We start from the raw sequence: 25,256 nt of genomic DNA on the forward strand, positions 1-25,256 counted from the left end.
AAGATAGGCCGTTCGGTTCAACGGCAACGCCAGGTTTTTTGACGAACACGGACATGGCGGTAACTTTTCCGCTACCGGGACATCCGCCCCTTCACGCACGCCGCGCTGCGATCACCGAGCATGTGGCCTGATCGGCATTAACGTTGATGAAGCCGATGGGAATGCGCACAAAGGTCCTGCGGCTCTTCATGCTCACGGTTTCGCGAAGCAGGCGGCTGCGATCGGTCAGATGGCTGCCGTCGCGCCGGGTGAAGGCGCAGACGATCTTAAGATCTCTTACGGCATAATCATTGTCGTTTCGCAGGGTGAAGGTCACCAGCGCCTTCGAGCCAAGCCCGCCGCGTCGCCAGGTCTGCGACGAAATCCGAAGGCGATCGAGCTCCGCCGCCGCCTGTACGCCGGAAACCGTCGCGGACGTTGCATCCTGGTTCGCCGAGGGCGATATGGCCGGCGCGGGATCGACGGCCGCCAACTCGGATTTTCCCGGCTCGCCTTGAGCGCCGTTGCCTTTGGCCGGCATCAGCATCCAAACACCGCATCCGACAACAAGTGCTGCCAGCAACCATAGGAGGCTTCGGCCAAATGAGACGCTCACGATTGTCGCCGCATGCGCCAAGCGATCGCCGACCCCAGCGAAGCGTCTCAACCCGACCCGGCCAAACCCTGCGTTCATGGCTGCGTCACCGATAGCGATAATGGATTCGGCCACTCCTTACCTTAATACAGCAGACGAACTATGGTTCCCGCGCACAAGCGATTCCGGGAAGGACGGTGGCGATCATCGGCCGGGATCGCTAACATGCACTGCAACATCGCAAGCCCCGGTCGGGAGGAAATGAAATGCCAGTCGTCACTTGGGACCACGTCCATTTGCGCAGCCCCGATCCGGAGGCCACGGCGGCCTGGCTGCGGGATGTCCTCGGTGGCGAGATCGTGCGCGCTCCGGGACGGATCGACGTGAACCTTGGCGGCGCCAAGATCTTCATTGCACCGCTGGAGGCTGAAGGCGCCGTCAGCCCGCCGCCCCCGCATCCCCATCAGGGCCTCGACCATTTCGGGCTCACAGTGAAGGACATCGACGCCGTCGCCGCCGAGATCAAGGCCAAGGGCGTTGAGTTCACGCGCGAGCCGACGACCATCCGGCCCGGCGTCCGCATCTGCTTCATCCGCGGCCCGGAAGGCATCTCCATCGAGCTGCTCGAGCGCGACAAGAAGTACGCCTGACGACGCCGCACGGCCGTATCGGACACGAGAGCTGTCGCGCGCCGAGCTAGGTCATGCTTCCCGGCATGAAGCAGCGGATCGTGACGCCCGTATAGCCGTAGATCGGCCAGACCATCGTGCGCCCAACCCGGTTGGGCTCCGAGATCACGGCTTCCTCGGGTACGTCGACCCAGACGAGCTCCTGCGGCTGGCCGCCGGTCACATAGCCGTAGCGCGGGACGCGGACACGATAGTGCCCGTCCTTGCTCTCCCAGTCGGAGTCCGAGATCGCCGAACCGTCGGCATCGGAGCAGCATGGCCCCTTGCCGCTTCGCAGTCCGTCGAACCAGGCCTTCAATTCGGCATTGGTGTTGACGAATTGGCCGCGGTCGCGCGCGTGCGCCAAGGGGACAGCGAGGGCGACGAGCAGGAACGCACAGCCGAGCCTGCACACACTTCTCCAGCGTGTCGCCGCGCTGCCAACCTGGTCTGCTTCGCAATTCGTGGGACGCGTACCGTACAGGCGCGGCTCATCGCCGCCGGAATCGATCCAGTGGGTCATGTTCGTCTTGCTCCAGCACCCCGCGGCCGGTGCAATGATGGTCATGCATTTCGCGGGCCAACTTGATTCGCACGATTGGTCCCACGTCAGCATGAGACCGTCATATCCCCGTCACAAACAAGCCGGGACAACTACGGCTCGCGCCATCGACGAGCGCCGTTGGCCGCCAAACTGCCGCGTTGCGCGGGCGAACATGCTTTGGCATAAAAGCTGGACCGGTACGCCAAGGGCGAAAGCGACCGGCCGCGGGACGTTATGAAGAACGGCCTCTATTCGATTCACGTGACGCTGCTCGATGGTCGAGTCGGCAAGGGCAGCGGTGTGATCTTTTTTCGCGACGGCAAGATCCTCGGCGGCGATGCCTATCTCTATTACACCGGCAGCTACACGGTGAGGGACAACACCTTCAAGGGCGAGGTGCTGGTGCAGCGGCACACCTCCCCGCGAGGCGACGACAATCCGCTGTTCGGCGGCCCGGCCCCAGTCGGCATCGGCGTCAGCGGGACCTTCACGGACACAGGTGCGGAGATGACGGGAACGGCGCTCGTCGGCAAGGCGAGCCAGATCTTCGGCGCCACGCTGCGCAAGCTGGCGGACGTCGAGTAGCTACTCCGCCGCCTGCTCGAGCGGAGCCGTGCGCGGCAGGATCATCTGGATGCGCGTCCCGCCGCCCGGCTCGGAGTCGAGATCGAGACGCCCGCCGAGCCGGTTGGTGACGATGCTGTAGACGATGTGCAGCCCGAGCCCCGTCCCGCCCTGGTCGCGCCGTGTCGTGAAAAACGGATCGAAGGCGCGGCGGCGCACGTCGAGGCTCATGCCGCAGCCATTGTCGGAGAAGATGATCTCGACATTGTCCTTGCCGGACTCGCGCACCTGGATGTCGATGATTCCCGGCCGGCCGTCGGGGAAGGCGTGCGCCACCGCATTGAGGAACAGGTTGGTCAGCACCTGGCCGTACGGGCCGGGATAGCTGTTCATGGTCAGATCGGGCTGACAGTCGACGTTGAGCGTCAGATTGTGCTTGCGCAGCCCCGGCCGCAGGCTCAGCACGACTTGCTCGGTGAGGTCGGCGAGGTCGAAGGTGCGCTGGTCCGAATAGTTGCGATCGGCCGCGACCTGCTTGAACGACTGGATCAGCTCGGCGGCGCGGTTGAGATTGGACACGAGCTGCGAGGACGCGTCGCGGCTGGTGTTGAGATATTCGTTGAGCGTCGAGCGGCGCAGCTCGCCGCGCTCGACTTCGGCGCTGAACATCGCAGTCTTGCGCTCCAGCGCAGAGGCGACCGTCAGGCTGATGCCGACGGGATTGTTGACCTCGTGCGCAACACCCGCGACCAGCCGCCCCAGCGCAGCTAACTTCTCCGCCTCGATCAGCGAGGCCTGGGTCTCGCGCAGATTGCGCAGCGCGGTCTCGGCGGCTTCCTTCGCCTTGCGCATCTCCTGCTCGCCGCGCTTACGTTCGCCGATGTCGAGCGCCACGGTGACGATCCGCTCGATCTCGCCCTCGGCGTCGAGCAGTGGCAGCTTGTTGACGAGCCATTGCCGCATGTTGCCGGAGGAATCCTTGTACTCCTCCTCGTAGAAGCCGAGCCCTTTGCGGAACTTGAGCACCCGCTTGTCGTTCTCGTCGGTCTTGGCCGCGCCGTAGCGCGACATCAGGTCGGCCGTGGTACGGCCGATAGCATCCTTCGGCTCGATGCCGAAGATGCCGGCCATGTAGCGGTTCATCAGCACGTAGCGCAGGTCGCGGTTCTTGACGTTGATCACCGCGGGCACGGTGTCGATGACCTGCTGCAACAGGCGGCGACCCTCGGCGATGGCGTCTTCCGCGCGCTTCTGGTCGGTGATGTCGCGCAGCGTACCCTCGTAGCGAACGATCTTGCCCTGCTCGTCCCGCACGCCGCTCGCGCTGTCCGAGAGCCACAAGATGTTGCCGCTGCGCTGGCGCACCTGGTACTCGAACTCTCGCACCATGCCGTCGCGCTCCATCAACCGCTGGTATTCGGCGCGTGCCTCAGGATGGACGTAGATGGTATGGGCGATGTCGCTGATGCTGTCGATGAGGTGCTGCGGGCTGTCGTAGCCCATCATCCGCGCCAGCGCGGGATTGGCGTTGAGGAGCTCACCGGCCGGCGTCGTGACATAGATGCCGTCGACCGAGCCCTCGAACAGCTTGCGATAGCTCTCCTCGGCGAGGCGCTGCTCGGTCAGCGCGCGCACCGCCGCTTCGCGCGCCGTGTCGGCCTCCTCCAGCGCACGGCGGAACACCTCGGCCGCGCGGGCGATGTCGCCGATCTCGTTGTCGAGGTCGGCGGACGGGATCGACGTCCTCTTCTCGCCGGCGGCCAGCGCGCGGATCGACCTTGCAATCTGGGCGAGCGGACGGACTGTCCGCCGCACCACGAAGGCGGCCGCGACGATGCCGATCAGCACGCAAATCGTACCGAGCACGATGCTCTGCCATCTCGCCTCCGTCAGCGTGCGGGCGAAGTCGCGCGACAGCACATGACCGCGCCGCGCGCTGACCTCGCGCAGCAGCTCGGTGACGCGTCCGATCAGCCGGCCCTCGGTTCCCAGCACCTCGCGATCGATATCGGCGATCTGCCGTTCGCGGACGGCCACCGCGATGATGGCTTCGGCGTAATCGTTCACGGCCGCCTTCAGCTTGGTGTCGGCGATGTCGGTCGTCCGCATGCTCTGCGCCGCCTGCTCGGCCGCCGACGGATTGCGAGCCAGCAATCCCAGCGCGATCCGGCTCTGCGCCTCCGACAGGCGGGACGCCAGCTCGCGATCGGCGGTTCCGGCGACCGCAGCATCGAACCTCTCGCGCAGCGGCGGCAGGCCGGCAAGCAACTGGGCGCGGCGGTCGATCAGCGTCGAAATGCGCTCCAAGCCGCTGCGGTAGGTCGCGAGCCGCTCGGTGACTCCGTCGATCATGTCCTGCTGCTCGGGCGCGAGCTCGATGCGGGTCTTCTTCAGGATGTCGCTCAGCGTCGCGGCCGCCTCGCCGACCTGCTGGAACTGGATTCCGGCGCCGGGGTCGGTAACGAAGTCGCGCGCGGCGAGCCGCAACTCGTTCATGCGCCGGTCAATGTCCTCGGCGAGATCGCCGACGCTCTGGAGCCGCTGCAGCTCGGCGAAGGTCGAATCGATATGCCGGATCGCGATCACGCTCGCGGTCGAGGTGACGATGATCACCGCCAGCACCAGGAGGAAGCTGCCGAACGTGAGCTGGCCGATGGAGAGCGAGAATATTCGCTTCTTCTCGGGATTCGGCGTCGATTCGGCGGACATTGGGTTGAGGACCGGGCTACGGGAAGCCCAATATACGACGTATTGCGGCCTCGGGGGAACATGCCTTGGGCCGCGGAATATCCTTAACATCGCGGGCCGGGCAGCGCCCTCCGTCTTCGGTTAACCCTTCCGATCAGGACGTTTTGACGCTGGCCGGGCCCCTGGCCGGAATGGTCATTGCGGCGACGCCGATGACGACGCAGGCAAGCCCGATCCAGGCGGTCCGGCTCAGGCTTTCGCCGAGGAAGGCGACGCTGATGGCGACCCCGATCGGCACGCGGAGATAGGCTTGCGCGGTGGTACCGACGGAGCCGAGGGTCTGGATCAGGCGGAAATAGATTGCGAACGCCACCGCGGTCGAGAACACGGCGAGCGCAAGCAGCGCCAGCACCGAGACCAGCGAGGGCGACAGCGTCCAGGGCTGCTCGACCATGAGCGAAGCCGGGACCAAGGCCGCCGCCCCCGCAAGCAGCGAGCCGGCCGCCGGCGCCATCGGATCGAGGCCCTTGAAGCCACGGCTGAAGATCGCGGCGCAGGCGTAGCAGATGGTAGCCCCAACGATGGCCGCTTCCGCGATGAGACCCCGACCGATGTCATGGAAGGCATCGACCCCGACGATCAGGCAGATGCCGGCCATACCGGCGACCACGCCGATCAGCTTGCGGGGCGTCGTCGCCTCGTGCCGGGTTACGATGGCGGTGAACAGGAAGGTGAAGATCGGCGCCGCCGAGTTGAGGATGGTGGCAAGGGCGGCATCGACATGGCGCTCGCCCCACGCGATCAGCGTCCAGGGGATCACGCTGTTGAGCACGGCCTGGAAGGCGAAGCGCTGCCATGTCGCGGCATCCGCCGGCATCCCGATGCCGCGCGCCCGCATGACGGCGAGCAGCAGCAGGCCGGCGATCGCGGTGCGCGCCGCAATCAGCGTGATCGGCGGAATGGTGGCGACGCCGAGCTTGATGAAGGTGTAGGAACCGCCCCAGAGCGTGGCGAGCGCGAGCAGCAGCGCCAGCTCGACGGCAATGTTGGTGTCCTGCCGGCTATCCATGTCACGCGTTCCGTCCTGCTCTCAGGCGACGGAACTTAACGCGGCCGCGATCACCGATAATTCGCTACATATCGAAGTGTGTCAGCCGAGGGCGCCCACCTCGAACACCTCACCGTCATAGCCGGCTTCGCGGGGGATACGGAGCTGACGGCCGCTTTCGGTCTTGGTCATGACCGGCATCACCGTGACGATGGACATGCCGCGGGCATGGTCGAGCGCCGCGGCCACACTGCCCTGCTTCGCCAGCCGGATCAGGTTGCGCGTGGTCGGGAACGGCAGCTTGAAGCGGCCACTTTCACCGCCCTCCACCGCCTCGCGCGGCGACACCCAGATCGAGTCCGTCGACTCGCGCCCGTCATGCGCGCCGAGCTGATCGGGCGGTGCTGCCGCGAGGAAAAACCAGGTGTCGAAGCGCTTGGGCATGCCCTCCGGCGTGATCCAGTGCGCGTAAGGCACGAGCGTGTCGAGCGCGAGCTGGAGGCCGTTGTCGGCGAGGATGCTGAGGAAGCTGATCTTGTGCTCGTTCAGCGCGACGCGGTGCGCGTCCGCGATCTCGCCGGCGCGCTTGGCATCGATCGGGACACCCGAGCCCTTCGGCCGCGCCAGCAGGATGCCGCTCTCTTCGAAGGTCTCGCGGATCGCGGCGATGCGGAAGCCGCGCTCCGCTTCGCTCAGGCCTTCGCCGCCCGAATACAGCTCGGACCGGGCGACGATCTCCTTGTCGCCGGCATCGACGCTGCCGCCGGGAAACACCAGCGCACCCGAGTTGAACTCGATCTGATGATGGCGGACCATCATAAAGACCTCGATTTCCTGTGCTGCGCCATCGCGAAGCAGCAGGATCGTGGACGCGGGGCGTGATGCGGCGATCTCGGGCATACAACTAACCTGCGGCACTCGATAGCGGCTGGAGATTGGCGCGCTTGTCGACGCGGGCCACGCGCGACAGCAGATAATCGACCTCCGCCTTCGCCGCCGGCGTGATGGTCGCGCCCGGCTTGCGCTGGGCGCTGGAGGCGATGATGCCGCGCTTCTGCAGCACGTATTTGCGCACGGCGAGCCCTGCGCCGGGCTGCTGTTCGTAGCGGATCAATGGCAGATGCGCGTCGAACAGGTCATGCGCGGCGTCGCGCCTACCCTCCTTCGAGAGACGGACGACGTCGATCAGAAGCTCGGGGAAGGCATAGCCGGTCATGGCGCCGTCGGCACCGCGCTCCATCTCGAAATCGAGGAACAGGCCACCATTGCCGCAAAGAATCGAGAGCGGCCGCAGCGAGCCGTCCTTCTGGAAGTTGCGCAAGGTCGAGATCTTTTCCAGCCCCGGCCAGTCCTCGTGCTTGAGCATCACGCAGTTCGGATTGTCGGTGACGATCTTGCGGATCACTGCGGGGGTGAACACCACCGACAGGGTCAGCGGATAGTCCTGGAGCACCCAGGGCACGTCGGGACCGATCGCTTCGGCAGCCTGCTTGAAATAGCCGATGATCTGGTCGTCGGTGCGCAAGGACGGCGGCGGGGCGATCATCACGCCGGCGGCGCCCGCATCCATCGAGGCCTTCGTCAACGCCCGGATGGTCGCAAAGCCCGGCGCGGAGACGCCGACGATCACCTGCATTTTCTTGGCGCGCTTGACGAAGCGCACCGCCACCTGCTCGGCCTCGGCCGCATCGAGCTTCGGCGCCTCACCAAGGATGCCGAGCACCGTGACGCCGTCGCAGCCGACCTCCTCGTAGAAATCGGTCAGGCGGTCGATCGAGCGCTCGTCGATCCGGCCGTCATCGTGGAACGGCGTCGGCGCGATTGCGAAGGTGCCCTTGGCGTCGGCGGTGAGTTTCATCGTCTTTCCTTGTCCATCTTTCCTTCGTCATTCCGGGATGGCCCGAAGGGCCAGGCCCGGAATGACGGTGTGGCTAAAACCGCCGCGCGCCCATCTTGATCTGCTCTTCGGAGAAGAAGATCTCCTTGGCGTGATCGACGATGTCCTGAGCCTTCCAGCCCGTGTGCGGCGGTTTCCAGCCTTCCATCTCCATCATCCGCATTTCGCGCACGCCGCGGGGTCCGGACACGCCCAGCACCTTGCCGGTCTGATCGCCCGACAAATCGCTGACCATGTATAGCACGGCCGGTGCGATGCCGTCCGGCCCCAGCGCCGCACCGGGGTTCTCCTTATAGCGGGGCAGGTCTGCGGTCATGCGGGTCAGCGCGCCCGGGGCCAGGGTCCAGATCCGGATGTTGTATTTGCGGCCCTCGATCGCCAGCACATTGGACAGGCCCCAGATGCCGCCCTTGGCCGCGCCGTAATTGGTCTGGCCGAAATTGCCGATCAAGCCGGAGGTCGAGGAGGTGTTGACGATGACGCCGCCGCCGTTTTCCCGCATCCAGCGAAACACCGGCATGGTGCAACAAAAGGTGCCCTTCAGGTGCACCTTGATGACCTTGTCCCAGTCGGCCTCGGAGGCCTTGGCAAAGGTCTGGTCACGCAGGATGCCGGCGTTGTTGACGAGGATATCGGCGCGGCCGAAATGCTTGATCGCGTCGTCGAACACCGACTGGCCGCCCTCCATGGTGGAGATGTCGGCGCCGTTGGCGACTGCCTTGCCGCCCTCGGCCTTGATCGCGTCGACCACCTGCTGCGCCATCGACTTGTCGGCGCCGGAGCCGTCACGCGGCCCGCCGAGGTCATTGACCACGACGGAGGCCCCTTCCCGCGCGAACAGTTTTGCGTAGGCCTCACCGAGTCCGCCGCCCGCGCCGGTGATCAGCGCAACCTTGCCGTCGAGTAGTCCCATGGTGGCTTCTCCCTGTTTTTGTTTCTTTCTTCGCCTCTCCCCGCGTGCGGGGAGAGGCCGGAAATCAAGCGCAGCTTGATTTCCGGGTGAGGGGGAGTCTCCGCGAACTCAACTCTCAGCGTCCCCGTGGAGACTCCCCCTCACCCCACCCTCTCCCCGCAAGCGGGGCGAGGGAGTGCGCCGCCAGTGCCTTCCTAACCCAGCACCGTCTTGCCGTTCTTGATCACGGTGACGCCGCGCGACTTTACCTTGGCTTCGAACGAGATCACGTTGCCGTCCTTCCAGAGCTCCATGGTCACGGTCTCGCCGGGATAGACCGGCGAAGAGAACCGCGCGACGTGCTGCCGGAACGCGGACGGATCGTAGTCGGCATAAGTCTGGAGCACGCCGCGGCAGGTGATGCCGTAGGTGCACATGCCATGCAGGATCGGGCGCGGGAAGCCGGCCTTCTTGGCGAATGCGGGATCGGAGTGCAGCGGGTTGCGATCGCCGCAGAGGCGATAGACCAGCGCCTGGTCGGGGCGTGTGGTGATGTCGACGGTTCTGTCAGGCGCGCGCGACGGGATCGCATGCGGATCGGGCTGGGTCAGGTTCGGCCCACCAAAGCCGCCGTCGCCGCGGGCGAAGCGCGAGGCCACCAGCGTCGCCAGCTTCTCGCCCTTCTCGTTCTTCAGCACGGTCTGGTGGCTGATCACCACGCCCTTGTCCTTGCCCTTGTCATAGACCTCGAGCACGGAAGAATCGGCGGTGATGTGCGCGGCCGTCGGCAAAGGCTGATGAAACGTGATGTCGCGCTCGCCGTCGACCACCATCACGCGGTTGAGGTTCATCTCGCCGGGGCCCGAGCCCCAGGCCGCGACGGAAGCGAAGGTCGGCACCACCTTGAGCGGCCGCGGCGTCAGCGTGCCCTCGTTGACGAAGGCCAGCTCGTTTTCGTCCATCGGATCGGCCCCGAGCCCGATGCCATAGGCATAGAGCATCACCTCGCGATCGCTGTAGGCGTATTTCTGGCCGCGGTTCTTGAGAGCTTTGAGTTCTTCGTATCTGGCGGACATTTTTCTGGTTTCCTCCCAAATGTCTTCGGCACCGCCAGTTGAAGAGCCCTCTCCCCTTGTGGGAGAGGGCAGCGAGGACGGTGCGGCATACTCTTTTGGGTGAGGGGTTGCCTCCACAGCGAAAGTCTCTCTGCGGAAAGAGACCCCTCATCCGGCGCTTCGCGCCACCTTCTCCCACAAGGGGAGAAGGAAGAAAGCAACTACACCACCGGCGTAAAGAACGGCAGTGGTGCGCCGTCGGTGGGCTTGAACACCACTTTCACCTTCTGGCCGATCTTCAACTTCGTCAGATCGCAATCGACGAAGTTGGTCTGCAGCGACGGGCCTTCCTTCAGCGTAACGTAGCCGATCGCGTAAGGACCGGTCGGCGACTTCCGCATCAGGCTGTAGGTGTAGATCGTGGCCTCGCCCGAGGACTCCTCCCACACCGTTTTGTCGGAGAAGCAGAACGGGCAGATCGCGCGCGGAAAGTAATGCGCTTCGCCGCATGCGGTGCAGCGCTTGATCATGAACTTGCCCTCTTTGGCCGCTTCCCAGAACGGCGCGGTCTCGGCGTTCGTCACCGGAGCCGGATACTTTTTTGCTTCGCTCATCACACGCGCTCCAGAATGGCGGTCGAGGCGGCATGGCGGACGCCCAAAAGGCCGCCGGTGCCGTGGGCGATGGCGAGATCGCAGTTCTTGACCTGCACCTTCGGATGCGCCTCGCCGCGCAACTGCCTGACGGCCTCGACGATCTTGGTCATGCCGCCGCGGTTGACGGGATGGTTGCTGCACAGACCACCACCGTCCGTGTTGAACGGCAGCTTGCCGACGCCGGAGATCAGATTGCCGTCAGCGACGAACTTGCCGCCCTCGCCCTTCTTGCAGAAGCCGAGGTCCTCGAGCTGCATCAAGACCGTGATGGTGAAGCTGTCGTAGATCGAGGCGTATTTGATGTCCTTCGGCGCGATGCCCGCTTCCTCAAACGCGCGCGGACCGGACCAGACGCCGGCGGAGTAAGTGAGGTCGAGATCCTTGCCGCCGCGCGGGCCCTTCATCGCCTCGCCATGGCCGATCAGGCGCACTTGCGGCTTCTTCAGGCTCTTGGCGATCTCGGGCGTCGTCACGATGAGCGCGCCGCCGCCGTCGGAGACGACACAGCAATCCATGCGATGCAAGGGATCGGAGATCATCGGCGAGTTCAGGACGTCCTCGACGGTGACGACGTCCTTGAGCATCGCGTGCGGATTGTATTGCGCGTGATGCGAGGCTGCGACCTTGATCCAGGCGAGTTGCTCGCTCGTGGTGCCATAGTCGTGCATATGGCGCATGGCACACATGCCATAGGCATTGTGCGTGGTCGCACCGTAAGCGGATTCGAAATCGACTTCGGCGCCGGCCGCGCGCGGCGGCATCGGACCGGTGCGCGGCTTGCCGGCAAGCGTGATCAACGCGATCGAGCACTTGCCCGCGGCGATGGCTTCAGCGGCGTGGCCGAGGTGGATGATATAGGAACAGCCGCCGGTTTCGGTGGAATCGACGTGACGGAGTTTTTTGGTGTTGAGGCCGAGATAGTCGACCATAGGCCAGGCGCCGCCCGGGGCGTCGCCGGCGCAGAAATAGCCGTCGACATCGTCCTTGGTGAGCCCGGCATCCTCGATCGCGCCTTTGGCGACCTCGGCATGGAGCTGGGCTGTGGATTTGTCCGGCGCATGCCGGGTCGGGTGTTCATAGATCCCGGCAATGTAGGCCTTGCCCTTGATGGTCAAAACTTTAGGTCTCCGCTGGCGTTTCTTCTTGCTCCGTTTTTCTGAACCGCGAATGCCCCGTTGGCAAGCGCGGAAATATTCCGTCGGGCGAGAGGGCAGCGGGTTGGCGCAACTCGCCACTCCGTCATCCAGAGGCACCGGGGAAGGTCTTTCGCATCGTCATTGCGAGCGCAGCGAAGTAATCCAGGAGTCTTTCCGCGGATGCATTTTCTGGATTGCTTCGCTACGCTCGCAATGACGTCCCGGACGGACAAAGTCGTAAAGGTGTTTTGCTCGACGGCACAAGCAATTTTCTATTTTTCGAAAACAACCCCATGCAAAGTAGAACGGTGGTTGATTTCGAACAGAAATCGTGGGTTAGCCGAAGGCGCAACCCACCTCTCTACTTTCCACATCGAGAAAGAAGTGGTGGGTTACGCTGCGCTAACCCACCCTACGAGACTGCCCTACTCCGCCGCGATCTGACGTGGCGCAGGCGGTGGGTTGGCAAGGTCGGCGGCGAGTTGGGCGTAGCGGGCCTTGGCGTCCTGGACCGCCTTCTCCTTCACGGGGCCGTAGCCGCGGATGCGATCGGGCAACGAGAGCAGTTCTACCGCGGTGTCGATGGTGACCGGCGACAACAGGCCGAGCACGGTGGCGACGTCCTTCTCGTAGCCTGCAATCAGATCGCGCTCGAGCTTGCGGTCGGCGCTGCGACCGAAGATGTCGAGTGGTGTGCCGCGCAGGAACTTGAACTTCGCCAGCACGCGGAACACCCTCAGCATCCACGGCCCGAACGCGCGCTTCTTCGGGCGTCCCAGCGCATCGACGCCGCTTGCCAAAATCGGCGGCGCGAGATTGAAGTTGAACTTGAAGTCGCCCTCGAACTGGTCGCGGAGCTGCTGCTCGAAGGCGCCGTCGGTGAAGAGGCGCGCGACTTCGTATTCATCCTTGTAGGCCAGCAGCTTGGCGTAGTTCACCGCGACCGCGCGCGGCAGTGCGGCGTCATAACCGCCCTTCACTGCGGCATCTCGGACCTCGTCGACCAGCTTGCGGTAGCGTTTTGCCAGCCGGCTGTTCTGATAGGCGGTCAGATGCTTGGCGCGATGCTCGATGACCTCATCTAACGTCATTGCGTCCAAGGTCTTAGGCGCAACGACCTCGTCAGTCCCCTTCAGCATGTCCGCAAGGCGCGCGGGATCGGCGACCGCGAGGCGGCCGAGGCGGAAGGCTTCCTTGTTCATCTTGATCGAGACGCCGTTGACCTCGATCGCCTGCTCGATCGCTTCCGCCGAGAGAGGCAGCAGGCCCTTCTGGTAGGCGTAGCCCATCATCATCATGTTGGTGGCGATAGAGTCGCCGAGAAGCTGTTCGGCCGGCTTGGTGAAATCGAAGAACACCGAGTCCTTGTGCAGCGCCGTTTCCAGCACCGCGTTCAGCTTGCGGGTCTGGAAGTTGAAGTCGCGGTTGAGGATGAAATCGGCGGTGGGGATGACGTGGCTGTTGATGATGCCGCGGGTGCGGCCGGAGTCACAGAGCGTGATCGTGTCCTTGGCGACCGCGACCACCTCGTCGGCCGCGAGCACGAGATCGGCCGTGCCGGTGACGATGCGCGAGCAGGTCACCTCGGCGGGATGATCCGACAGGCGGACGTGGCTCAGCACCGCCCCGCCCTTCTGCGCCAGACCGGACATGTCGAGAATCATCGAGGCCTTGCCCTCGATGTGCGCGGCCATGCCGAGCAGCGCACCGATGGTCAAAACGCCGGTGCCGCCGACACCGCCGACCGCGATGTTGTAGGGCTTGTCCAGCGGCGGACGTGAGACCGGCTCGGGCAGTTCGCCGATGTCAGCGAGCTCCGCCGGGGCGCGGTGACGCGGCGCGCCGCCATCGATGTTGACGAAGGACGGGCAGAAGCCTTTCAGGCACGAATAGTCCTTGTTGCAGGAGGACTGGTTGATGGCGCGCTTGCGCCCGAACTCGGTCTCCAGGGGCTCGACCGAGATGCAATTCGACTGCACCGAGCAGTCGCCGCAGCCTTCGCACACGGCCGGGTTGATCATGACGCGGCGCGGCGGATCCTCCATCAGGCCGCGCTTGCGGCGGCGCCGCTTCTCGGCAGCGCAGGTCTGCACGAACACGATCGCCGACGTGCCTTTGTATTCCCGGCACATCTTCATGACGTCCTGCAGCTCGTCGCGATGATATTTCTTCACGCCGGGCGCGATGGTGTCGGCCGGATAGGCGTCGGGATTCTCCGAGACCAGATAGATCTCGCGGATGCCTTCGGCGTGAAGCTGGGAGGTGATCTGCTGCGGCGACAGATCGCCGTCATGGCGCTGGCCGCCGGTCATGGCGACGGCGTCGTTGTAGAGGATCTTGTAGGTGATGTTGGCTTTCGAGGCGATCGCCTGGCGGATGGCGAGAATTCCCGAATGGAAGTAAGTGCCGTCGCCGAGGTTCGCAAAAATGTGGTTTTCGTTGGTGAAGGGCGCGATGCCGACCCACGGCACGCCCTCGCCGCCCATATGCGTGAACGTCTCGGTCGAGCGGTCCATCCACAGCGCCATGAAGTGACAGCCGATGCCGGCGAGCGCGCGGCTGCCTTCGGGGACCTTTGTCGATGTGTTGTGGGGACAGCCGGAGCAGAAATAAGGGGTGCGGGAGACAGGCGCGGTTGCCTGCATTTGCGTGGCTTGGCGACCGTTGAACCAGTCCGCCTTGGCGCGGAGCATCTCCGCGATCTCGGGGTTCAGATTAAGTCGAAGCAGCCGCTCGGTGAGCGAAGTCGCAAGCGAAGCGACGCTGAGCTCGGCGGCGAAAGTCAGGAATCGCTTGTCGTGCTCGTCCATCTTGCCGACGATGCGCGGTCGGACGTCGTCGCGCCAGTTGAACAGCTCCTGCTTGACCTGGTTCTCGACGATCTCGCGGCGCTCCTCGACGATGAAGATCTCTTCGAGGCCGACCGCGAACTGGCGCACGCCTTCCGGCTCCAGCGGCCAGGGCATGCCGATCTTGTAGAGGCGAAGGCCGATTCTAGCCGCGACCTCCTCGGTGATGCCGAGCTCGCGCAGCGCTTGCCGTACATCCTCATAGCTTTTGCCCGACGCCATGATGCCGAAGCGGGCGTTCGGGGAATCCATCGTGATGCGGTTGACCTTGTTGGCGCGCGCAAAGGCGATCGCGGCAAAGCCCTTGTAGTCCTGGAGGCGACGGTCCTGCTCGAAGCGGTCATCCGGCCAGCGCAGATTGAGGCCGCCGGGCGGCAGCTCGAAATCAGTCGGGATGATGAAGGGCTTCATCTCGTCGGTGAGGTCAATCTCGGCGGTGGTCTCCACCGTCTCGGTGATGACCTTCATGCCGACCCAGCAGCCCGAGTAGCGCGACATCGCGATGCCGAGCAGGCCCATCTCGATCATCTCGTGGATGCTGGAGGGATAGAGATAGGGCATCAGCGCCGAGATGAAGGCGTGGTCGGACTGATGCGGCACGGTCGAGGACTTTGCGCCGTGATCGTCGCCGGCCAAGCAGAGCACGCCGCCATTCTTGGCCGAGCCCGCGGCATTGCCGTGGCGGAAGACGTCGCCGCAGCGGTCGACGCCGGGGCCCTTGCCGTACCAGATGCCGACCACACCGTCATACTTGGCGCCGGGCGAGAGGTTGAGCTGCTGCGAACCCCAGATTGCGGTGGCCGCGAGATCCTCGTTCACGCCGGGCTGGAACTTGATGTTGTACTGCTCGAGATGTTTTCGCGCGGCAAAAAGCTGTTGGTCGTAGCCGCCGAGCGGCGAGCCGCGATAGCCGGAGATGAAGCCCGCGGTGTTGAGGCCGCTCGCGCGGTCGCGCCGGATCTGGGCCATGGGCAGGCGGACCAGCGCCTGGATGCCCGTAGTGAAGACGTGTCCGGTTTCCTGGGTGTATTTCTGATCGAGACTGATCGGCCCCTGGTTGATGCCCATGCTGTCCTCGTTTCACCGCCCTATTCAGGTCTTGCTCACTTAAGATCGCTTAAGCCGTTGCCTGCCCGTTGTTTTCAGCTAGGGCGCGCCGACCACCTGCGCCACTTTATGTCGGATATTTAACGCTTCGCACCACAAATCTGGCTCGGAAGCGGCGACGAGTAAAAATCGCAATTTCGTGGCCGGAAAGGCATTGGGCATTTTCAATTTGTGTCATCATGCACCGCCATCGCGAAATGACGTGACGCCCCTATAATCTGGAATGACGACGTTTGGTCGCGGGAGAAGGCCGAGGATGCGGACGATTCTGGCGGGCCTGGTTTTGTGCAGTGCAATTGTGGGCGCAGCGACGGCCAGCGAGCCGTCACCGGAGATGATTGCCCGCGGCGAGGCGCTGGTGGTGGCTGGCGATTGCGCGGGCTGCCACACCGCCGATCCTGCAAAGCCTTTTGCCGGCGGAACGCGCATCGACACGCCGTTCGGCGCGATCTTCACCCCGAACCTGACGCCCGATCGCGACACCGGGATCGGCGCCTGGACCGACGCCGACTTCACCCGCGCCTTGCGCTACGGCACCGCGCCGGACGGCTCGCTGTACTACCCGGCCTTCCCCTACCCCTATTTCACCCGGATGACCAAGGACGACACGCTGGCGATCCGCGCCTATCTCGCAACGCTGCCGCCCGTCGTGAGCCGCAACAAGCCGCCGGAGCTGCGCTGGCCGTTCGGCTATCGCGGCCTGATGCGGGCCTGGAATTACCTGTACTTCAAGCCCGGCTTGTTCGAGCCGGATCAGGGCAAGAGCACCGAATGGAATCGCGGCGGCTATCTCGTCACCGGGCTCGGCCATTGCGGCGCCTGCCACACGCCGAAGAACTACTTCGGCGCAGACAAGGATGCGCTGGCGTTGTCCGGCAACGACATCGGCGGCTGGTTCGCTCCAAGGCTCGATGGCGCGGCGCGCAGCGGGCTGAAGTCCTGGAGCGTCGAGGACGTCGCCGAATATCTGCAAAGCGGCCGCAACGCCAGGAGCCACGCCGACGGGCCGATGGCCGAGGTCATCGTCGGCTCGACCTCGAAGATGAGCGATGCCGACGTGCGCGCGATGGCCGTGTATCTGAAGAGTTTGCCGGCGGCGCGGCGTGAGCCGATTGTGACGCCGCCTGATGATGCCGAGATGAAGGCCGGCCAGGCTGTCTACGCGCGGCTCTGCATCGCCTGCCATGAAGCCGACGGCTCCGGCGCGCCGCGCATCTATCCGCCCTTGCCCGGCAATGCGCTGCTGCAATCGGTCAATCCATCCTCCACCTTGCGCATCATGCTCGACGGCGCGCACACCGTGACGACGCCCCGCGCCCCGAACACGGGCGAGATGCCGGGCTATGCCAAGCAACTCTCCGACGAGCAGATCGCCGCAGTGACGAACTACATCCGCAACTCCTGGGGCAATGCCGCGCCGCTGGTCACGCCGGCACAGGTGGCGAAAGCGCGGAAGCAGGAGCCGTGATGGCGGAAAGTACCGGGCGACGAAAGTGCACTCCCTCTCCCCGTAAGAACGGGGAGAGGGTTGGGGTGAGGGGCAGCCTCCGCAAAGATGGTGACATTTGAACGCGCGGAGAGTCCCCCTCACCCGCCGCGCTTCGCGCGTCGGCCTCTCCCGCGCGCGGGGAGAGGCGAAGATCTACCGCTCATCTCCCGTGAAGACGAACTTCGGCATCTCCCATTTGTAGCCCACCGCGAGCAGGCGGAAGCTGATGCCGAGCACAAATGTCAAAATGGTCCAGAGCTCGGCGTTGAGCTTGAGGCCGAACGCCGTGGCATAGAACAGGCCGGTGACGACCGAGACGCTGGCATAGAGCTCGGAGCGGAACAGCAACGGCACGTCGTTGCAGAGGATGTCGCGCAACACGCCGCCGGCGCAGCCCGTCACCATGCCGGAGACGATGACGATCGGCAGCGAGGCATCCATCTGCCAAGCGACGTCGCAGCCGGCCATGGTGAAGACGACGAGCCCGATGGCATCGAGCACGATGAAGGCGACCTTGAGCCTGTGCACAAGGCGCGCGAACAGGATTGTAATGAAGGCCGCGCCGCCAGCCAGCGCGAGATAGATGGGGTTAGCGACCCAGGCCAGCGGATAATGTCCGAGGAAGAGGTCGCGCAGCGTGCCGCCGCCAAGCGCGGTGATGCAGCCGAGGAAGCAGACGCCGAGCCAATCCATGCTGCGCCGGCCGGCCGCAAGCGCCGCCGTCATGCCCTGTGCGGCCACCGCAACCAGGGAAAGGAAATGCAGCACGCTATCGCTCGGCGGCAGGCTCCACATCGCTTTGTTCCCTTCCGTCCGTGGCGGAACCATCTCCGGGTTCCCCGATGAAACAGGTTCCCGATTCCCGCGAGGTGGGCAACCTGCGACGAAAGCATAAAGGATCCGGAACAGAATCTCGCAGCTACGGGTTGACCTGCCGCAATAACCGAGGAGACCAATCGATGGCTGACGACCGTTTTCCAAACGATCCGTACCGCCCGAATCTCGCCGAGGATGAGTATCTTCGCCAGGCGCGCCGGGATGCCGACCTGCAGGCCGATCCCGAGCTCGGCGAAGGTCCCGCCTCCAGCGGCAAAATTGCGTTGTTCGCCGTCGCGATCGCGCTGGTGCTGGGCGCTGTGTTCTACGGACTGAACAACACCAGCACGAACAACCAGGCCAGCAATGCGCCACCCGCGCAGACCGCCCAGACGCAGCCGGCCAATCCGGCCGCGCCTCCCGGCATGAAGAACAACGCCTCGCCGGGCGTGACCACGGGTGCGGCGCCGAACAAGCCGGCGGAGCCGGCTGCGCCGTCTGACGGCGGCAAGGCGCAGTAACACCATCACGCTGTCATCGCGGGCATGACGACAGGAACGAACACGGCGGGACCCGACATCCCGCCGCGTGTCGTTAGTTTGACCGTTTGCGTCAGCTAAACATCTTGTTGAGCTCGCCGCCGGAATAGCCGCCGGCCAGCTCTGCGAACGTCCCCTTCTCCGCCATCTCCTTCGCTGCGCGCATGAAGCCGCCCCAGGCCGCGCGCGCCAGCGAGCCGCCGACACTGATCCGGCGTACGCCGAGATCGGCGGCTTCCTGCAACGAAAGTCCGGAGCCGCCGATGAGCAGATTGAACGGCTTGGGATGCACGGCCTTCACCACTGCCGCGATGTCCTCGCGCGTCTTCAAGCCCGGCGCATAGAGGCAGTCGGCACCAGCGTCGGCATAGGCGGTGAGCCGGTCGATCACGAGCTCGAGGTCGGTCACACCCCACAGATGCGCCTCGCAGCGACCGACCAGCATGGTGCCGCTGTCGCCGATCGCCTTGCGCGCTGCCTTGATGCGCTCGACCGCGAGCGCGCGCTCATAGATCGGCTTGTCCTTGTCGCCGGTGGAATCCTCGATCGACAGGCCGGCGACGCCGGTCCGCACGCCGCGTTCGACATTTTCCGCAACCTTGTCGGGTTCGACCGCGAAGCCGCCCTCGAAATCCGCGTTCACGGGGATGTCGACGGCCGAGCACAATGCTGCCAGATGCTGACAGACGTCGTCGACCGTGACGCGGTTATCGGCGTGCCCGATCGTCCAGGCAAAGCCGGCGCTGCTCGAGGCAATCGCCTGGAAGCCGAGATGCTGCAGCGCCTTGGCGCTGCCGACGTCGAACGGATTGGGCAGGATGAAGCAGCCGCTCTCGTGCATCTTCCTGAATGTCGCGCGCTTGTCCGCGGTCGTGACGTGCATGTTTCTCTCCCTTGTTGGCCGCGCAGACATAGGCACGCAGTGAGCCACGCGCTAGTGCGCGTCGTGTACGGCGCGGCTGTCCTTCGGCGCCTGTTCGCGGTCGGTCATGCCGTAATCGCGGATCACGCTGGCAATGCGCAGGCGATAGTCCGCGAAGATCTTGCTGCGGCCCTTGGCCTGCGAGCGGCGGTGCTCCATCGTGTTGCGCCAGGCCTCGACCGCCGCCTCGTCGCGCCAGAACGACACCGACAGGATCTTGCCTCTCTCCGTCAGGCTCTCGAAGCGCTCGACCGAGATGAAGCCGTCGATGGTTTGCAGGAGCGGCTTCAGATCGGCCGCGATATCGAAATAGTCCTGGCGGTGTTCCGGCTTCGGCCAGACTTCGAAGATCACGGCGATCATGGGCATCTCCTCAAGATGGTGTTGGTGCTGCCTACAATACCACCTTGCGCAGGAAGGTCCGCTCCTCGCTAAGAATAAACTTGTTCTCCTCCGCGAAATGGAAATTGGCCATGCCTTCCGCATCCTGGCGCAGCCGCGCGCGATAGGCCTCATAGGCCGCCAAGCTCTCGAAGGTGATCAGCGCGAAGGCGATGTTGTTGGTGCCTTCATGCGGCATGAAATAGCCGATCAGGTCGCCGCCGCATTTCGGGATGATGGTGAGCCAACGCTTCGAATACTCCTCGAACTGCGCGCGCTTGAACGGATCGAGCTGGTAGCGGATGAAGACGGTGACGGACATGCGGGTTCTCCTCATTTCTCCGTCATTGCGAGCCAACGGGTCCGCGCGAAGCGCGGCCCGATGACAGGCTCCGCGAAGCAATCCAGAGTGCGGCCGCGGAGGCAGCCTGGATTGCTTCGTCGCTTTGCTCCTCGCAATGACGAATTGGTTACAGCCTACGCCCTTGCCCGGCTACAATGCTTCGGCTATCATCGAAGCATGAAATCAGGACCCGACATCGCCATGGTCGCTTCGCTCGTCGGCGACCCCGCCCGCGCCAACATGCTCACCGCGCTGATGAACGGCCGCGCGCTCACCGCGAGCGAACTCGCGCAGGAAGCCGGCATCACGCCGCAGACCGCGAGTTCGCATCTCGCCAAGCTCGAGGCCGGCGGGCTGGTCGAGCCGGAGAAGCAGGGTCGGCACCGCTACTATCGCCTCACCGATCCCGACGTCGCCGGTGTGCTCGAAGGGCTCGCTGGCCTCGCGGCACGGGCCGGCCACATGCGCGTGCGAACGGGGCCGAAGGATCCGGCACTGCGGCGGGCGCGGATCTGCTACGACCATCTTGCCGGCGATCTCGGCGTGCAGATGCTGGACTCCTTGCGCGAGCGGCGCCTGGTGAAGCAGAAGAAGCAGGAGATCGAGCTGACGGTGGAGGGCGAGCGATTCCTTGCCAAGCATCTGCAGATCTCGCCCGACATGCTCGCCCATCCGCGCCGCCCCATCTGCAAGGCGTGCCTCGACTGGAGCGAGCGACGCCATCATCTTGCCGGCACGCTCGGCGCGGCCATGATGAAGCGCTTCACCGAATTGAAGTGGGCCGCACGCGATGCGACGCCCGGCAGCCGCGTGGTGAACTTCACCCGAACCGGCGAAAAGCAGTTCGCCGCACTGTTCGGCGACGGGCGGGAATAAACACAACTGCGTGTGAACGGCGACTCTCGTCATGGCCGGGCTTGACCCGGCCATCCACGCGTTTATTGCGGCTCGCACGTGGATGCCCAGGACATCTGCGCGAAGACGCGCTTCGCGCTTTTGCCCGGGCATGACGGAGACTGTGTCTCGCAGCATCAATTCCAATCAGAGACCTCCATGAACCGCATCCTGTCGGCCACGCTCTGCGCCGCCCTTCTCGCCTCTCCACTCGCCTCCACCCATGCCGCCGACACCACACCGCGCGAGCCCTATGGCATCGCGCTCGAGGGCTTTGCCTATCCCTATCCCGTCAACCTATTGCCGCTGGTCAACGACGGCGAGAATGTCCGCATGGCCTATATGGACGTGGCGCCAGTGCAGCCGAATGGCCGCACCGTGCTGCTGCTGCACGGGCGCAATTTTCCGTCGAGCTACTGGGCGCCGGTGATCAGGATGCTGAGCGAGGCCGGCTATCGCGTCGTCGTACCGGACCAGATCGGCTTCGGGAAATCCTCCAAGCCGCAGGGCGAACTGCATTTCGACACGCTGGCGCGCAACACCATCGCGCTGCTCGACCATCTCAAGATCGACAAGGCCGACATCGTCGCCCATTCCATGGGCGGCATGTTAGGGGTGCGCATCGCGCGGGCCTATCCGGATCGTGTTGTGCACCTCGTGTTGACTGCGCCGATCGGGCTGGAAGACTATCGCCTCTACGTGCCGCCCATGCCGACCGAGAAGATCATCGAGACCGAGGACAAGCTCACGGCGGAAGGCTACCGCAAGCAGCTCGAGAGCAACTATGCGATCAAGCTCCCGCCTGATCAGATCACGCCGTTCATCGACGCGCGCTTCAACGTCAAGGGCAGCCCGGACTATCCGCGCTGGCTGCGCGCCTTCGTCAGCTCGGGCCAGATGATCTATCGCGAGCCTGTGGCACACGAGATTCCGCTTCTTTCCGAGCCGACGCTGTTCATCATGGGCGCCGACGACCACAACGCCCCCGGCCGGCCGAACGCACCAGAGGCGCTACGGTCGAAGATGGGACACAACGCCGATCTCGCAAAGGCGTTGGCCGCCAAGATGGCGAACGCGCGGGCCGAGGTGGTTCCGGACACCGGTCACCTCGTCTTCCTGGAAGCGCCCGACAAGTACAGGGAATTGGTGCTCGGCTTCCTCGGCCGCTAGCGCCAGTCGCTGTCGCCTGACGCGACAACGGGGCGCGCATTCATGTCGCATTCAGGTCATGATTGCCAAGTTGGATCGCGCCGTGTCGACATGTTCCGCCAAGTTTAACGTGTCGAAGCGTGTCTTTTGATTCATTGTGCGCCCAAGCGCCCGCCCCAAGGACGAGAAGGAAGATCAAATGAAATACCTGTTCGCAGCCGTGATGCTCGCCAGCGCCGTCGTCGGCTTCAGCGAGGCGGCTAGCGCTGCCGGCGGCTGCGGCCCCGGCTGGTATCGCGGCCCCTATGGCGGCTGCCGCCCGATGCGCGGCCCGGTCGTGGTCGCTCCTCGGCCGCCGGTCGTGGTCGCTCCGCGCCCGCGCGTGTGCCCCTACGGCTTCCGCTGGTACGCCGGCCGCTGCCGCCCGTTCTGAACTGTTCGTACTGCAAAGTGGTCGCGCTGCATTGGCTGGCGCGGCCATTTTCTTTTGGTCGGTGATGCCTGAACAAAAACGGGGACTGCAAGGCGGTCCCCGTTTGTCGTCGGCGGGTTGCGGTGGCGGCGACCTTACCAATGACGCCAATGGCGGCGATGCCAGCGCCGACGCCAGCCCCAGTGACGGCGGCGCCAACCCCAGTGCCGATGACGCCAGCCCCAATGGCGGCCGTGCCAGCGGACCTGCTCGGGCTTGAGGTGAGCTGCTTCCTCGCTGGTGGTGACCGCGGGATGGGCGTCCGGATTGCCTTGCGACATGCGCGCGCCATCATCGATCGGCTGCGGCGACAACGGCGCGGCCTGTGCAGTGGCCGTGAACGCGGCCGCTCCAGCCGCGACACCGAATGCAAGCTTCAAAAAGTTCCGGCGCTCCATTGACATGTCCTCTGGGCTATCGGCGAGTGATGCAGAGCGAAGTGTCGGGGTGACAGCATGAACTGCGGCTGAATCGCGCATTCAGATTCATGGAAAAGCCGACACGATTACCGCAGCACACTCATTCCGCGGCGATGTCACTACGTCCCAAACTCCTGCGCGAGCACCAACGTCTCGCGCGTGCGTGTGACCTCGGGCCAGTCGCGGTTGAAGTCCGCAGTCAGCCGCTTCAGCGCTTCGCCCCTCAGCATGGCCTCGAGCGCTGCCTCGTCAGCAAACTGATACATCGCCTGATGCAACGAGGGCTCGTCGAGGCTCCAAAACCGCCACGCCTTGCTCACGCCGAACGCTTTCACCGCGTCCGGCAGATGTTCGGTCTCGTACCATTTGTCGAAGGCGGAACGCTTGCCAGGATCGGCGACGGTGGCACGGACGACGAAGAAGGTGGCGGGCATTGGTTGTCCTCCCGATGGTTGTTTGGCCGCAGGATAGCCGTTTATGGAAGAGCATACGACAGGTTGCCGAACGGCTTCTGCCCGAGGACCGTGAGTTGAGGCAGCCCCGCGAAAAATATTCGTCGCGGATGTCGGAACGCAGGCCCTTCGTCCGTCCTTGCGGTGAATCAGGACATGGAGATGCCGAATGGCCGACCTCACGCTGACCACCTTCGATTGGGTTCCCGAAATGCCGCGGGGTCTTGTGCGCGACCTTCGTGTGCGTTGGGCCCTGGAAGAGGCTTCCTTGCCCTATCGCGTCGCGAGCGTGCCGTTCGACGCAAGGGACGCCGCGCATTTCGCGCACCAGCCCTTCGGCCAGGTTCCGTGGCTGATCGATGGCGACATCTCGATCTTCGAAAGCGGCGCGATCCTGCTTCATCTTGGCGAGCGCAGCACAGCACTGATGCCGGCCGATCCGCGCGGTCGCAGCGAGGCTGTGAAGTGGATGTTCGCGGCGCTCAATTCAGTGGAGATGGCCAGCCTGCCCTGGTCCATCCTGAAGTTCACCGGCAATGCGGGCGACACGCCGGCATGGAAATTTCTGGACGATTTCCTCAAGCTCCGCCTCAAACACCTCGAACCGGTGCTGGCGGGTCGCGAATGGCTGGCGGGGTCCTTCTCCGTTGCCGATATCCTGATGTCGGACGTGCTGCGCCCCGTCGATCGTTTCGACGGGCTCGCGGGACATCCGGCCTGTCGCGCCTACGTCGCGCGCGCCACGGCCCGCCCGGCGTTCGTCAAGGCCCACGCAGACCAGATGGCGCATTTCGCTGCGGCAGATGCGGCACGTAGGGCGGATTAGCGAAAGCGTAATCCGCCACTTCTCCATCCCGGTGAAGCAGACCTTGGTGGGTTACGCCCAACGGCTTGCGCTTCGCGCAGCCGCGGGACTAACCCACCCTACACAACCGGGCATGGCGACAACGCTGACAACGAGGAACTTGGCAGCGGACAAGCATTGACGCGACCATCCGCTGAACCGCAGCGTGCCAGCCGTCATACTTTATTCAAAGACCGGGTCGAAGATTCCGCACACGACATGGGCTGGGTCGTCCTGCATGGATTCATCAAACCAGAAGAGACAGCCATGGCAACCAAGGTAAAGCCGGTTCCCGAGGGATACCACACCGTCACGCCCTATCTCGTCGTCGATGGCGCGGAGAAAATCATCCGTTTCATGAAAGACGCATTCGGAGCCCAACCGGTCTTCGAGCCGATGATGCGGCCCGACGGCAAGGTTGGGCATGCGGAGTTCAAAATCGGAAATTCTGTCGTGATGATTTCCGACTCCTCGGACCGCGCACAAGCAACGTCCACGATGCTGTATCTCTACGTACCCAATGTCGACGCAGTTTATCAGAAGGCGCTCAAGGCTGGCGGCACATCGTTGATGGAGCCCGCTGATCAATTTTACGGCGACCGAAGCGGCGGCGTGACGGATCCGGCCGGCAACCGCTGGCACATCGGCACCCATATCGAGGACGTATCTCCGGCCGAACTGAAGAAGCGCGCGGCGGAGGCCATGAAGCAGCACAAGGCCGCGTAGACAAAGAGAAAGCTTCGCAGCCGTAGGGCGGATTGGCGCTAACATAGTCCGCCAATCTGTCGTCAGAAAAGCGGCGGGTTACGGCTTCGCCTCTCCCGCCCTACGCGTTCGAGCTCGACCGTTGCGCGCTTC

At 64.4% G+C, this 25,256-nt stretch carries 26 protein-coding genes; 9 read left to right on the forward strand and 17 right to left on the reverse strand.

What is annotated here, in order from left to right; all coding sequences use genetic code 11:
* Positions 1–91: 91 nt before the first annotated feature.
* Positions 92–673 (reverse strand): hypothetical protein, encoded by a 582-nt coding sequence (locus MTR72_RS23965; protein ID WP_280970356.1) that lies wholly within the window; start codon positions 671–673, stop codon positions 92–94.
* Between the two features lie 167 nt (positions 674–840).
* Between MTR72_RS23965 and MTR72_RS23970 the strand changes: the two genes are divergently transcribed.
* Positions 841–1,224, forward strand: coding sequence for a VOC family protein (locus MTR72_RS23970; RefSeq protein WP_280970355.1), 384 nt, complete (start codon positions 841–843; stop codon positions 1,222–1,224).
* Positions 1,225–1,270: 46 nt separating this feature from the next.
* Here the strand turns inward: MTR72_RS23970 and MTR72_RS23975 are convergent, their stop codons facing one another.
* A complete protein-coding gene (locus MTR72_RS23975; protein ID WP_280970949.1) occupies positions 1,271–1,765 on the reverse strand; it encodes a hypothetical protein in 495 nt (164 codons plus the stop codon).
* A gap of 255 nt (positions 1,766–2,020) precedes the next feature.
* Between MTR72_RS23975 and MTR72_RS23980 the strand changes: the two genes are divergently transcribed.
* Positions 2,021–2,371: a GrlR family regulatory protein gene (locus MTR72_RS23980; RefSeq protein ID WP_280970354.1), complete on the forward strand. Its 351-nt coding sequence runs from the start codon at positions 2,021–2,023 to the stop codon at positions 2,369–2,371.
* On the opposite strand, the gene MTR72_RS23985 is transcribed toward MTR72_RS23980, so the two are convergent.
* From MTR72_RS23985 to MTR72_RS24025, 9 genes are all read right to left on the reverse strand, one after another.
* Positions 2,372–5,059, reverse strand: coding sequence for a PAS domain S-box protein (locus tag MTR72_RS23985; RefSeq protein ID WP_341511191.1), 2,688 nt, complete (start codon positions 5,057–5,059; stop codon positions 2,372–2,374).
* A 133-nt stretch (positions 5,060–5,192) separates the two neighbouring features.
* Positions 5,193–6,107: a DMT family transporter gene (locus MTR72_RS23990; RefSeq protein WP_341511192.1), complete on the reverse strand. Its 915-nt coding sequence runs from the start codon at positions 6,105–6,107 to the stop codon at positions 5,193–5,195.
* An 81-nt stretch (positions 6,108–6,188) separates the two neighbouring features.
* Complete coding sequence (locus MTR72_RS23995) at positions 6,189–6,986, reverse strand: NUDIX hydrolase (protein ID WP_341511193.1); 798 nt, start codon at positions 6,984–6,986, stop codon at positions 6,189–6,191.
* Between the two features lie 4 nt (positions 6,987–6,990).
* Complete coding sequence (locus MTR72_RS24000; protein WP_341511194.1) at positions 6,991–7,944, reverse strand: dihydrodipicolinate synthase family protein; 954 nt, start codon at positions 7,942–7,944, stop codon at positions 6,991–6,993.
* A 73-nt stretch (positions 7,945–8,017) separates the two neighbouring features.
* Positions 8,018–8,896, reverse strand: coding sequence for an SDR family oxidoreductase (locus tag MTR72_RS24005; RefSeq protein ID WP_063697564.1), 879 nt, complete (start codon positions 8,894–8,896; stop codon positions 8,018–8,020).
* Positions 8,897–9,090: 194 nt separating this feature from the next.
* Positions 9,091–9,951 (reverse strand): MaoC family dehydratase, encoded by an 861-nt coding sequence (locus tag MTR72_RS24010; protein ID WP_341511195.1) that lies wholly within the window; start codon positions 9,949–9,951, stop codon positions 9,091–9,093.
* A gap of 200 nt (positions 9,952–10,151) precedes the next feature.
* Complete coding sequence (locus MTR72_RS24015; protein ID WP_341511196.1) at positions 10,152–10,544, reverse strand: Zn-ribbon domain-containing OB-fold protein; 393 nt, start codon at positions 10,542–10,544, stop codon at positions 10,152–10,154.
* A complete protein-coding gene (locus MTR72_RS24020; protein WP_341511197.1) occupies positions 10,544–11,701 on the reverse strand; it encodes a thiolase domain-containing protein in 1,158 nt (385 codons plus the stop codon). Before MTR72_RS24020 ends, MTR72_RS24015 begins: the two co-directional genes overlap by 1 nt.
* A gap of 446 nt (positions 11,702–12,147) precedes the next feature.
* Positions 12,148–15,639, reverse strand: coding sequence for an indolepyruvate ferredoxin oxidoreductase family protein (locus tag MTR72_RS24025; RefSeq protein WP_341511198.1), 3,492 nt, complete (start codon positions 15,637–15,639; stop codon positions 12,148–12,150).
* Positions 15,640–15,934: 295 nt separating this feature from the next.
* Between MTR72_RS24025 and MTR72_RS24030 the strand changes: the two genes are divergently transcribed.
* Positions 15,935–17,146 carry a cytochrome c gene (locus MTR72_RS24030; RefSeq protein ID WP_341511199.1) on the forward strand — a complete coding sequence of 404 codons (1,212 nt, stop codon included), beginning with the start codon at positions 15,935–15,937 and terminating at the stop codon, positions 17,144–17,146.
* Positions 17,147–17,320: 174 nt separating this feature from the next.
* Here the strand turns inward: MTR72_RS24030 and MTR72_RS24035 are convergent, their stop codons facing one another.
* Complete coding sequence (locus MTR72_RS24035) at positions 17,321–17,962, reverse strand: trimeric intracellular cation channel family protein (protein WP_341511200.1); 642 nt, start codon at positions 17,960–17,962, stop codon at positions 17,321–17,323.
* Between the two features lie 164 nt (positions 17,963–18,126).
* Here MTR72_RS24035 and MTR72_RS24040 point away from each other — a divergent pair, with 164 nt between their 5' ends.
* Positions 18,127–18,504 (forward strand): hypothetical protein, encoded by a 378-nt coding sequence (locus tag MTR72_RS24040; RefSeq protein ID WP_280970342.1) that lies wholly within the window; start codon positions 18,127–18,129, stop codon positions 18,502–18,504.
* Positions 18,505–18,595: 91 nt separating this feature from the next.
* Here the strand turns inward: MTR72_RS24040 and MTR72_RS24045 are convergent, their stop codons facing one another.
* From MTR72_RS24045 to MTR72_RS24055, 3 genes are read right to left on the reverse strand one after another with little or no spacing between them, the layout of a single operon-like run.
* Positions 18,596–19,405: an isocitrate lyase/PEP mutase family protein gene (locus MTR72_RS24045; protein ID WP_341511201.1), complete on the reverse strand. Its 810-nt coding sequence runs from the start codon at positions 19,403–19,405 to the stop codon at positions 18,596–18,598.
* 51 nt (positions 19,406–19,456) lie between these two features.
* Positions 19,457–19,807 (reverse strand): antibiotic biosynthesis monooxygenase family protein, encoded by a 351-nt coding sequence (locus tag MTR72_RS24050; protein ID WP_341511202.1) that lies wholly within the window; start codon positions 19,805–19,807, stop codon positions 19,457–19,459.
* A 31-nt stretch (positions 19,808–19,838) separates the two neighbouring features.
* A complete protein-coding gene (locus MTR72_RS24055) occupies positions 19,839–20,147 on the reverse strand; it encodes an NIPSNAP family protein (RefSeq protein WP_279377132.1) in 309 nt (102 codons plus the stop codon).
* 198 nt (positions 20,148–20,345) lie between these two features.
* Here MTR72_RS24055 and MTR72_RS24060 point away from each other — a divergent pair, with 198 nt between their 5' ends.
* From MTR72_RS24060 to MTR72_RS24070, 3 genes are all read left to right on the forward strand, one after another.
* On the forward strand, positions 20,346–21,044 hold the full coding sequence (locus tag MTR72_RS24060; RefSeq protein WP_280970338.1) for a metalloregulator ArsR/SmtB family transcription factor: 699 nt from the start codon (positions 20,346–20,348) through the stop codon (positions 21,042–21,044).
* Between the two features lie 177 nt (positions 21,045–21,221).
* Positions 21,222–22,232: an alpha/beta fold hydrolase gene (locus MTR72_RS24065; RefSeq protein ID WP_341511203.1), complete on the forward strand. Its 1,011-nt coding sequence runs from the start codon at positions 21,222–21,224 to the stop codon at positions 22,230–22,232.
* 178 nt (positions 22,233–22,410) lie between these two features.
* The gene (locus tag MTR72_RS24070; RefSeq protein ID WP_341511204.1) at positions 22,411–22,644 is read left to right on the forward strand and encodes a GCG_CRPN prefix-to-repeats domain-containing protein; all 234 of its coding nucleotides are present in this window, start codon (positions 22,411–22,413) and stop codon (positions 22,642–22,644) included.
* 134 nt (positions 22,645–22,778) lie between these two features.
* Here the strand turns inward: MTR72_RS24070 and MTR72_RS24075 are convergent, their stop codons facing one another.
* Entirely contained in the window at positions 22,779–23,081 is a 303-nt protein-coding gene (locus MTR72_RS24075) for a twin-arginine translocation signal domain-containing protein (protein ID WP_341511205.1), read from the reverse strand.
* 140 nt (positions 23,082–23,221) lie between these two features.
* On the reverse strand, positions 23,222–23,536 hold the full coding sequence (locus MTR72_RS24080; protein WP_280970334.1) for a hypothetical protein: 315 nt from the start codon (positions 23,534–23,536) through the stop codon (positions 23,222–23,224).
* Between the two features lie 187 nt (positions 23,537–23,723).
* On the opposite strand from MTR72_RS24080, the gene MTR72_RS24085 reads away from it, so the two are divergent.
* Together MTR72_RS24085 and MTR72_RS24090 are read left to right on the forward strand one after the other, a co-directional pair.
* On the forward strand, positions 23,724–24,380 hold the full coding sequence (locus MTR72_RS24085) for a glutathione S-transferase family protein (RefSeq protein WP_341511206.1): 657 nt from the start codon (positions 23,724–23,726) through the stop codon (positions 24,378–24,380).
* Between the two features lie 156 nt (positions 24,381–24,536).
* A complete protein-coding gene (locus MTR72_RS24090; protein ID WP_280971355.1) occupies positions 24,537–25,124 on the forward strand; it encodes a VOC family protein in 588 nt (195 codons plus the stop codon).
* Positions 25,125–25,256: the final 132 nt, after the last annotated feature.

Origin of the sequence: Bradyrhizobium sp. ISRA442, assembly GCF_038085055.1 — a bacterium.
Classification (GTDB): domain Bacteria; phylum Pseudomonadota; class Alphaproteobacteria; order Rhizobiales; family Xanthobacteraceae; genus Bradyrhizobium.

Excerpts from the sequence above, each read along its gene's own strand:
- MTR72_RS23965 (WP_280970356.1), bottom strand. The coding sequence starts at position 673 with ATGAACGCAGGGTTTGGCCGGGTCGGGTTGAGACGCTTCGCTGGGGTC.
- MTR72_RS23970 (WP_280970355.1), top strand. The coding sequence starts at position 841 with ATGCCAGTCGTCACTTGGGACCACGTCCATTTGCGCAGCCCCGATCCG.
- MTR72_RS23975 (WP_280970949.1), bottom strand. The coding sequence starts at position 1,765 with ATGACCCACTGGATCGATTCCGGCGGCGATGAGCCGCGCCTGTACGGT.
- MTR72_RS23980 (WP_280970354.1), top strand. The coding sequence starts at position 2,021 with ATGAAGAACGGCCTCTATTCGATTCACGTGACGCTGCTCGATGGTCGA.
- MTR72_RS23985 (WP_341511191.1), bottom strand. The coding sequence starts at position 5,059 with ATGTCCGCCGAATCGACGCCGAATCCCGAGAAGAAGCGAATATTCTCG.
- MTR72_RS23990 (WP_341511192.1), bottom strand. The coding sequence starts at position 6,107 with ATGGATAGCCGGCAGGACACCAACATTGCCGTCGAGCTGGCGCTGCTG.
- MTR72_RS23995 (WP_341511193.1), bottom strand. The coding sequence starts at position 6,986 with ATGCCCGAGATCGCCGCATCACGCCCCGCGTCCACGATCCTGCTGCTT.
- MTR72_RS24000 (WP_341511194.1), bottom strand. The coding sequence starts at position 7,944 with ATGAAACTCACCGCCGACGCCAAGGGCACCTTCGCAATCGCGCCGACG.
- MTR72_RS24005 (WP_063697564.1), bottom strand. The coding sequence starts at position 8,896 with ATGGGACTACTCGACGGCAAGGTTGCGCTGATCACCGGCGCGGGCGGC.
- MTR72_RS24010 (WP_341511195.1), bottom strand. The coding sequence starts at position 9,951 with ATGTCCGCCAGATACGAAGAACTCAAAGCTCTCAAGAACCGCGGCCAG.
- MTR72_RS24015 (WP_341511196.1), bottom strand. The coding sequence starts at position 10,544 with ATGAGCGAAGCAAAAAAGTATCCGGCTCCGGTGACGAACGCCGAGACC.
- MTR72_RS24025 (WP_341511198.1), bottom strand. The coding sequence starts at position 15,639 with ATGGGCATCAACCAGGGGCCGATCAGTCTCGATCAGAAATACACCCAG.
- MTR72_RS24030 (WP_341511199.1), top strand. The coding sequence starts at position 15,935 with ATGCGGACGATTCTGGCGGGCCTGGTTTTGTGCAGTGCAATTGTGGGC.
- MTR72_RS24035 (WP_341511200.1), bottom strand. The coding sequence starts at position 17,962 with ATGTGGAGCCTGCCGCCGAGCGATAGCGTGCTGCATTTCCTTTCCCTG.
- MTR72_RS24040 (WP_280970342.1), top strand. The coding sequence starts at position 18,127 with ATGGCTGACGACCGTTTTCCAAACGATCCGTACCGCCCGAATCTCGCC.
- MTR72_RS24045 (WP_341511201.1), bottom strand. The coding sequence starts at position 19,405 with ATGCACGTCACGACCGCGGACAAGCGCGCGACATTCAGGAAGATGCAC.
- MTR72_RS24050 (WP_341511202.1), bottom strand. The coding sequence starts at position 19,807 with ATGATCGCCGTGATCTTCGAAGTCTGGCCGAAGCCGGAACACCGCCAG.
- MTR72_RS24055 (WP_279377132.1), bottom strand. The coding sequence starts at position 20,147 with ATGTCCGTCACCGTCTTCATCCGCTACCAGCTCGATCCGTTCAAGCGC.
- MTR72_RS24060 (WP_280970338.1), top strand. The coding sequence starts at position 20,346 with ATGAAATCAGGACCCGACATCGCCATGGTCGCTTCGCTCGTCGGCGAC.
- MTR72_RS24065 (WP_341511203.1), top strand. The coding sequence starts at position 21,222 with ATGAACCGCATCCTGTCGGCCACGCTCTGCGCCGCCCTTCTCGCCTCT.
- MTR72_RS24070 (WP_341511204.1), top strand. The coding sequence starts at position 22,411 with ATGAAATACCTGTTCGCAGCCGTGATGCTCGCCAGCGCCGTCGTCGGC.
- MTR72_RS24075 (WP_341511205.1), bottom strand. The coding sequence starts at position 23,081 with ATGGAGCGCCGGAACTTTTTGAAGCTTGCATTCGGTGTCGCGGCTGGA.
- MTR72_RS24080 (WP_280970334.1), bottom strand. The coding sequence starts at position 23,536 with ATGCCCGCCACCTTCTTCGTCGTCCGTGCCACCGTCGCCGATCCTGGC.
- MTR72_RS24085 (WP_341511206.1), top strand. The coding sequence starts at position 23,724 with ATGGCCGACCTCACGCTGACCACCTTCGATTGGGTTCCCGAAATGCCG.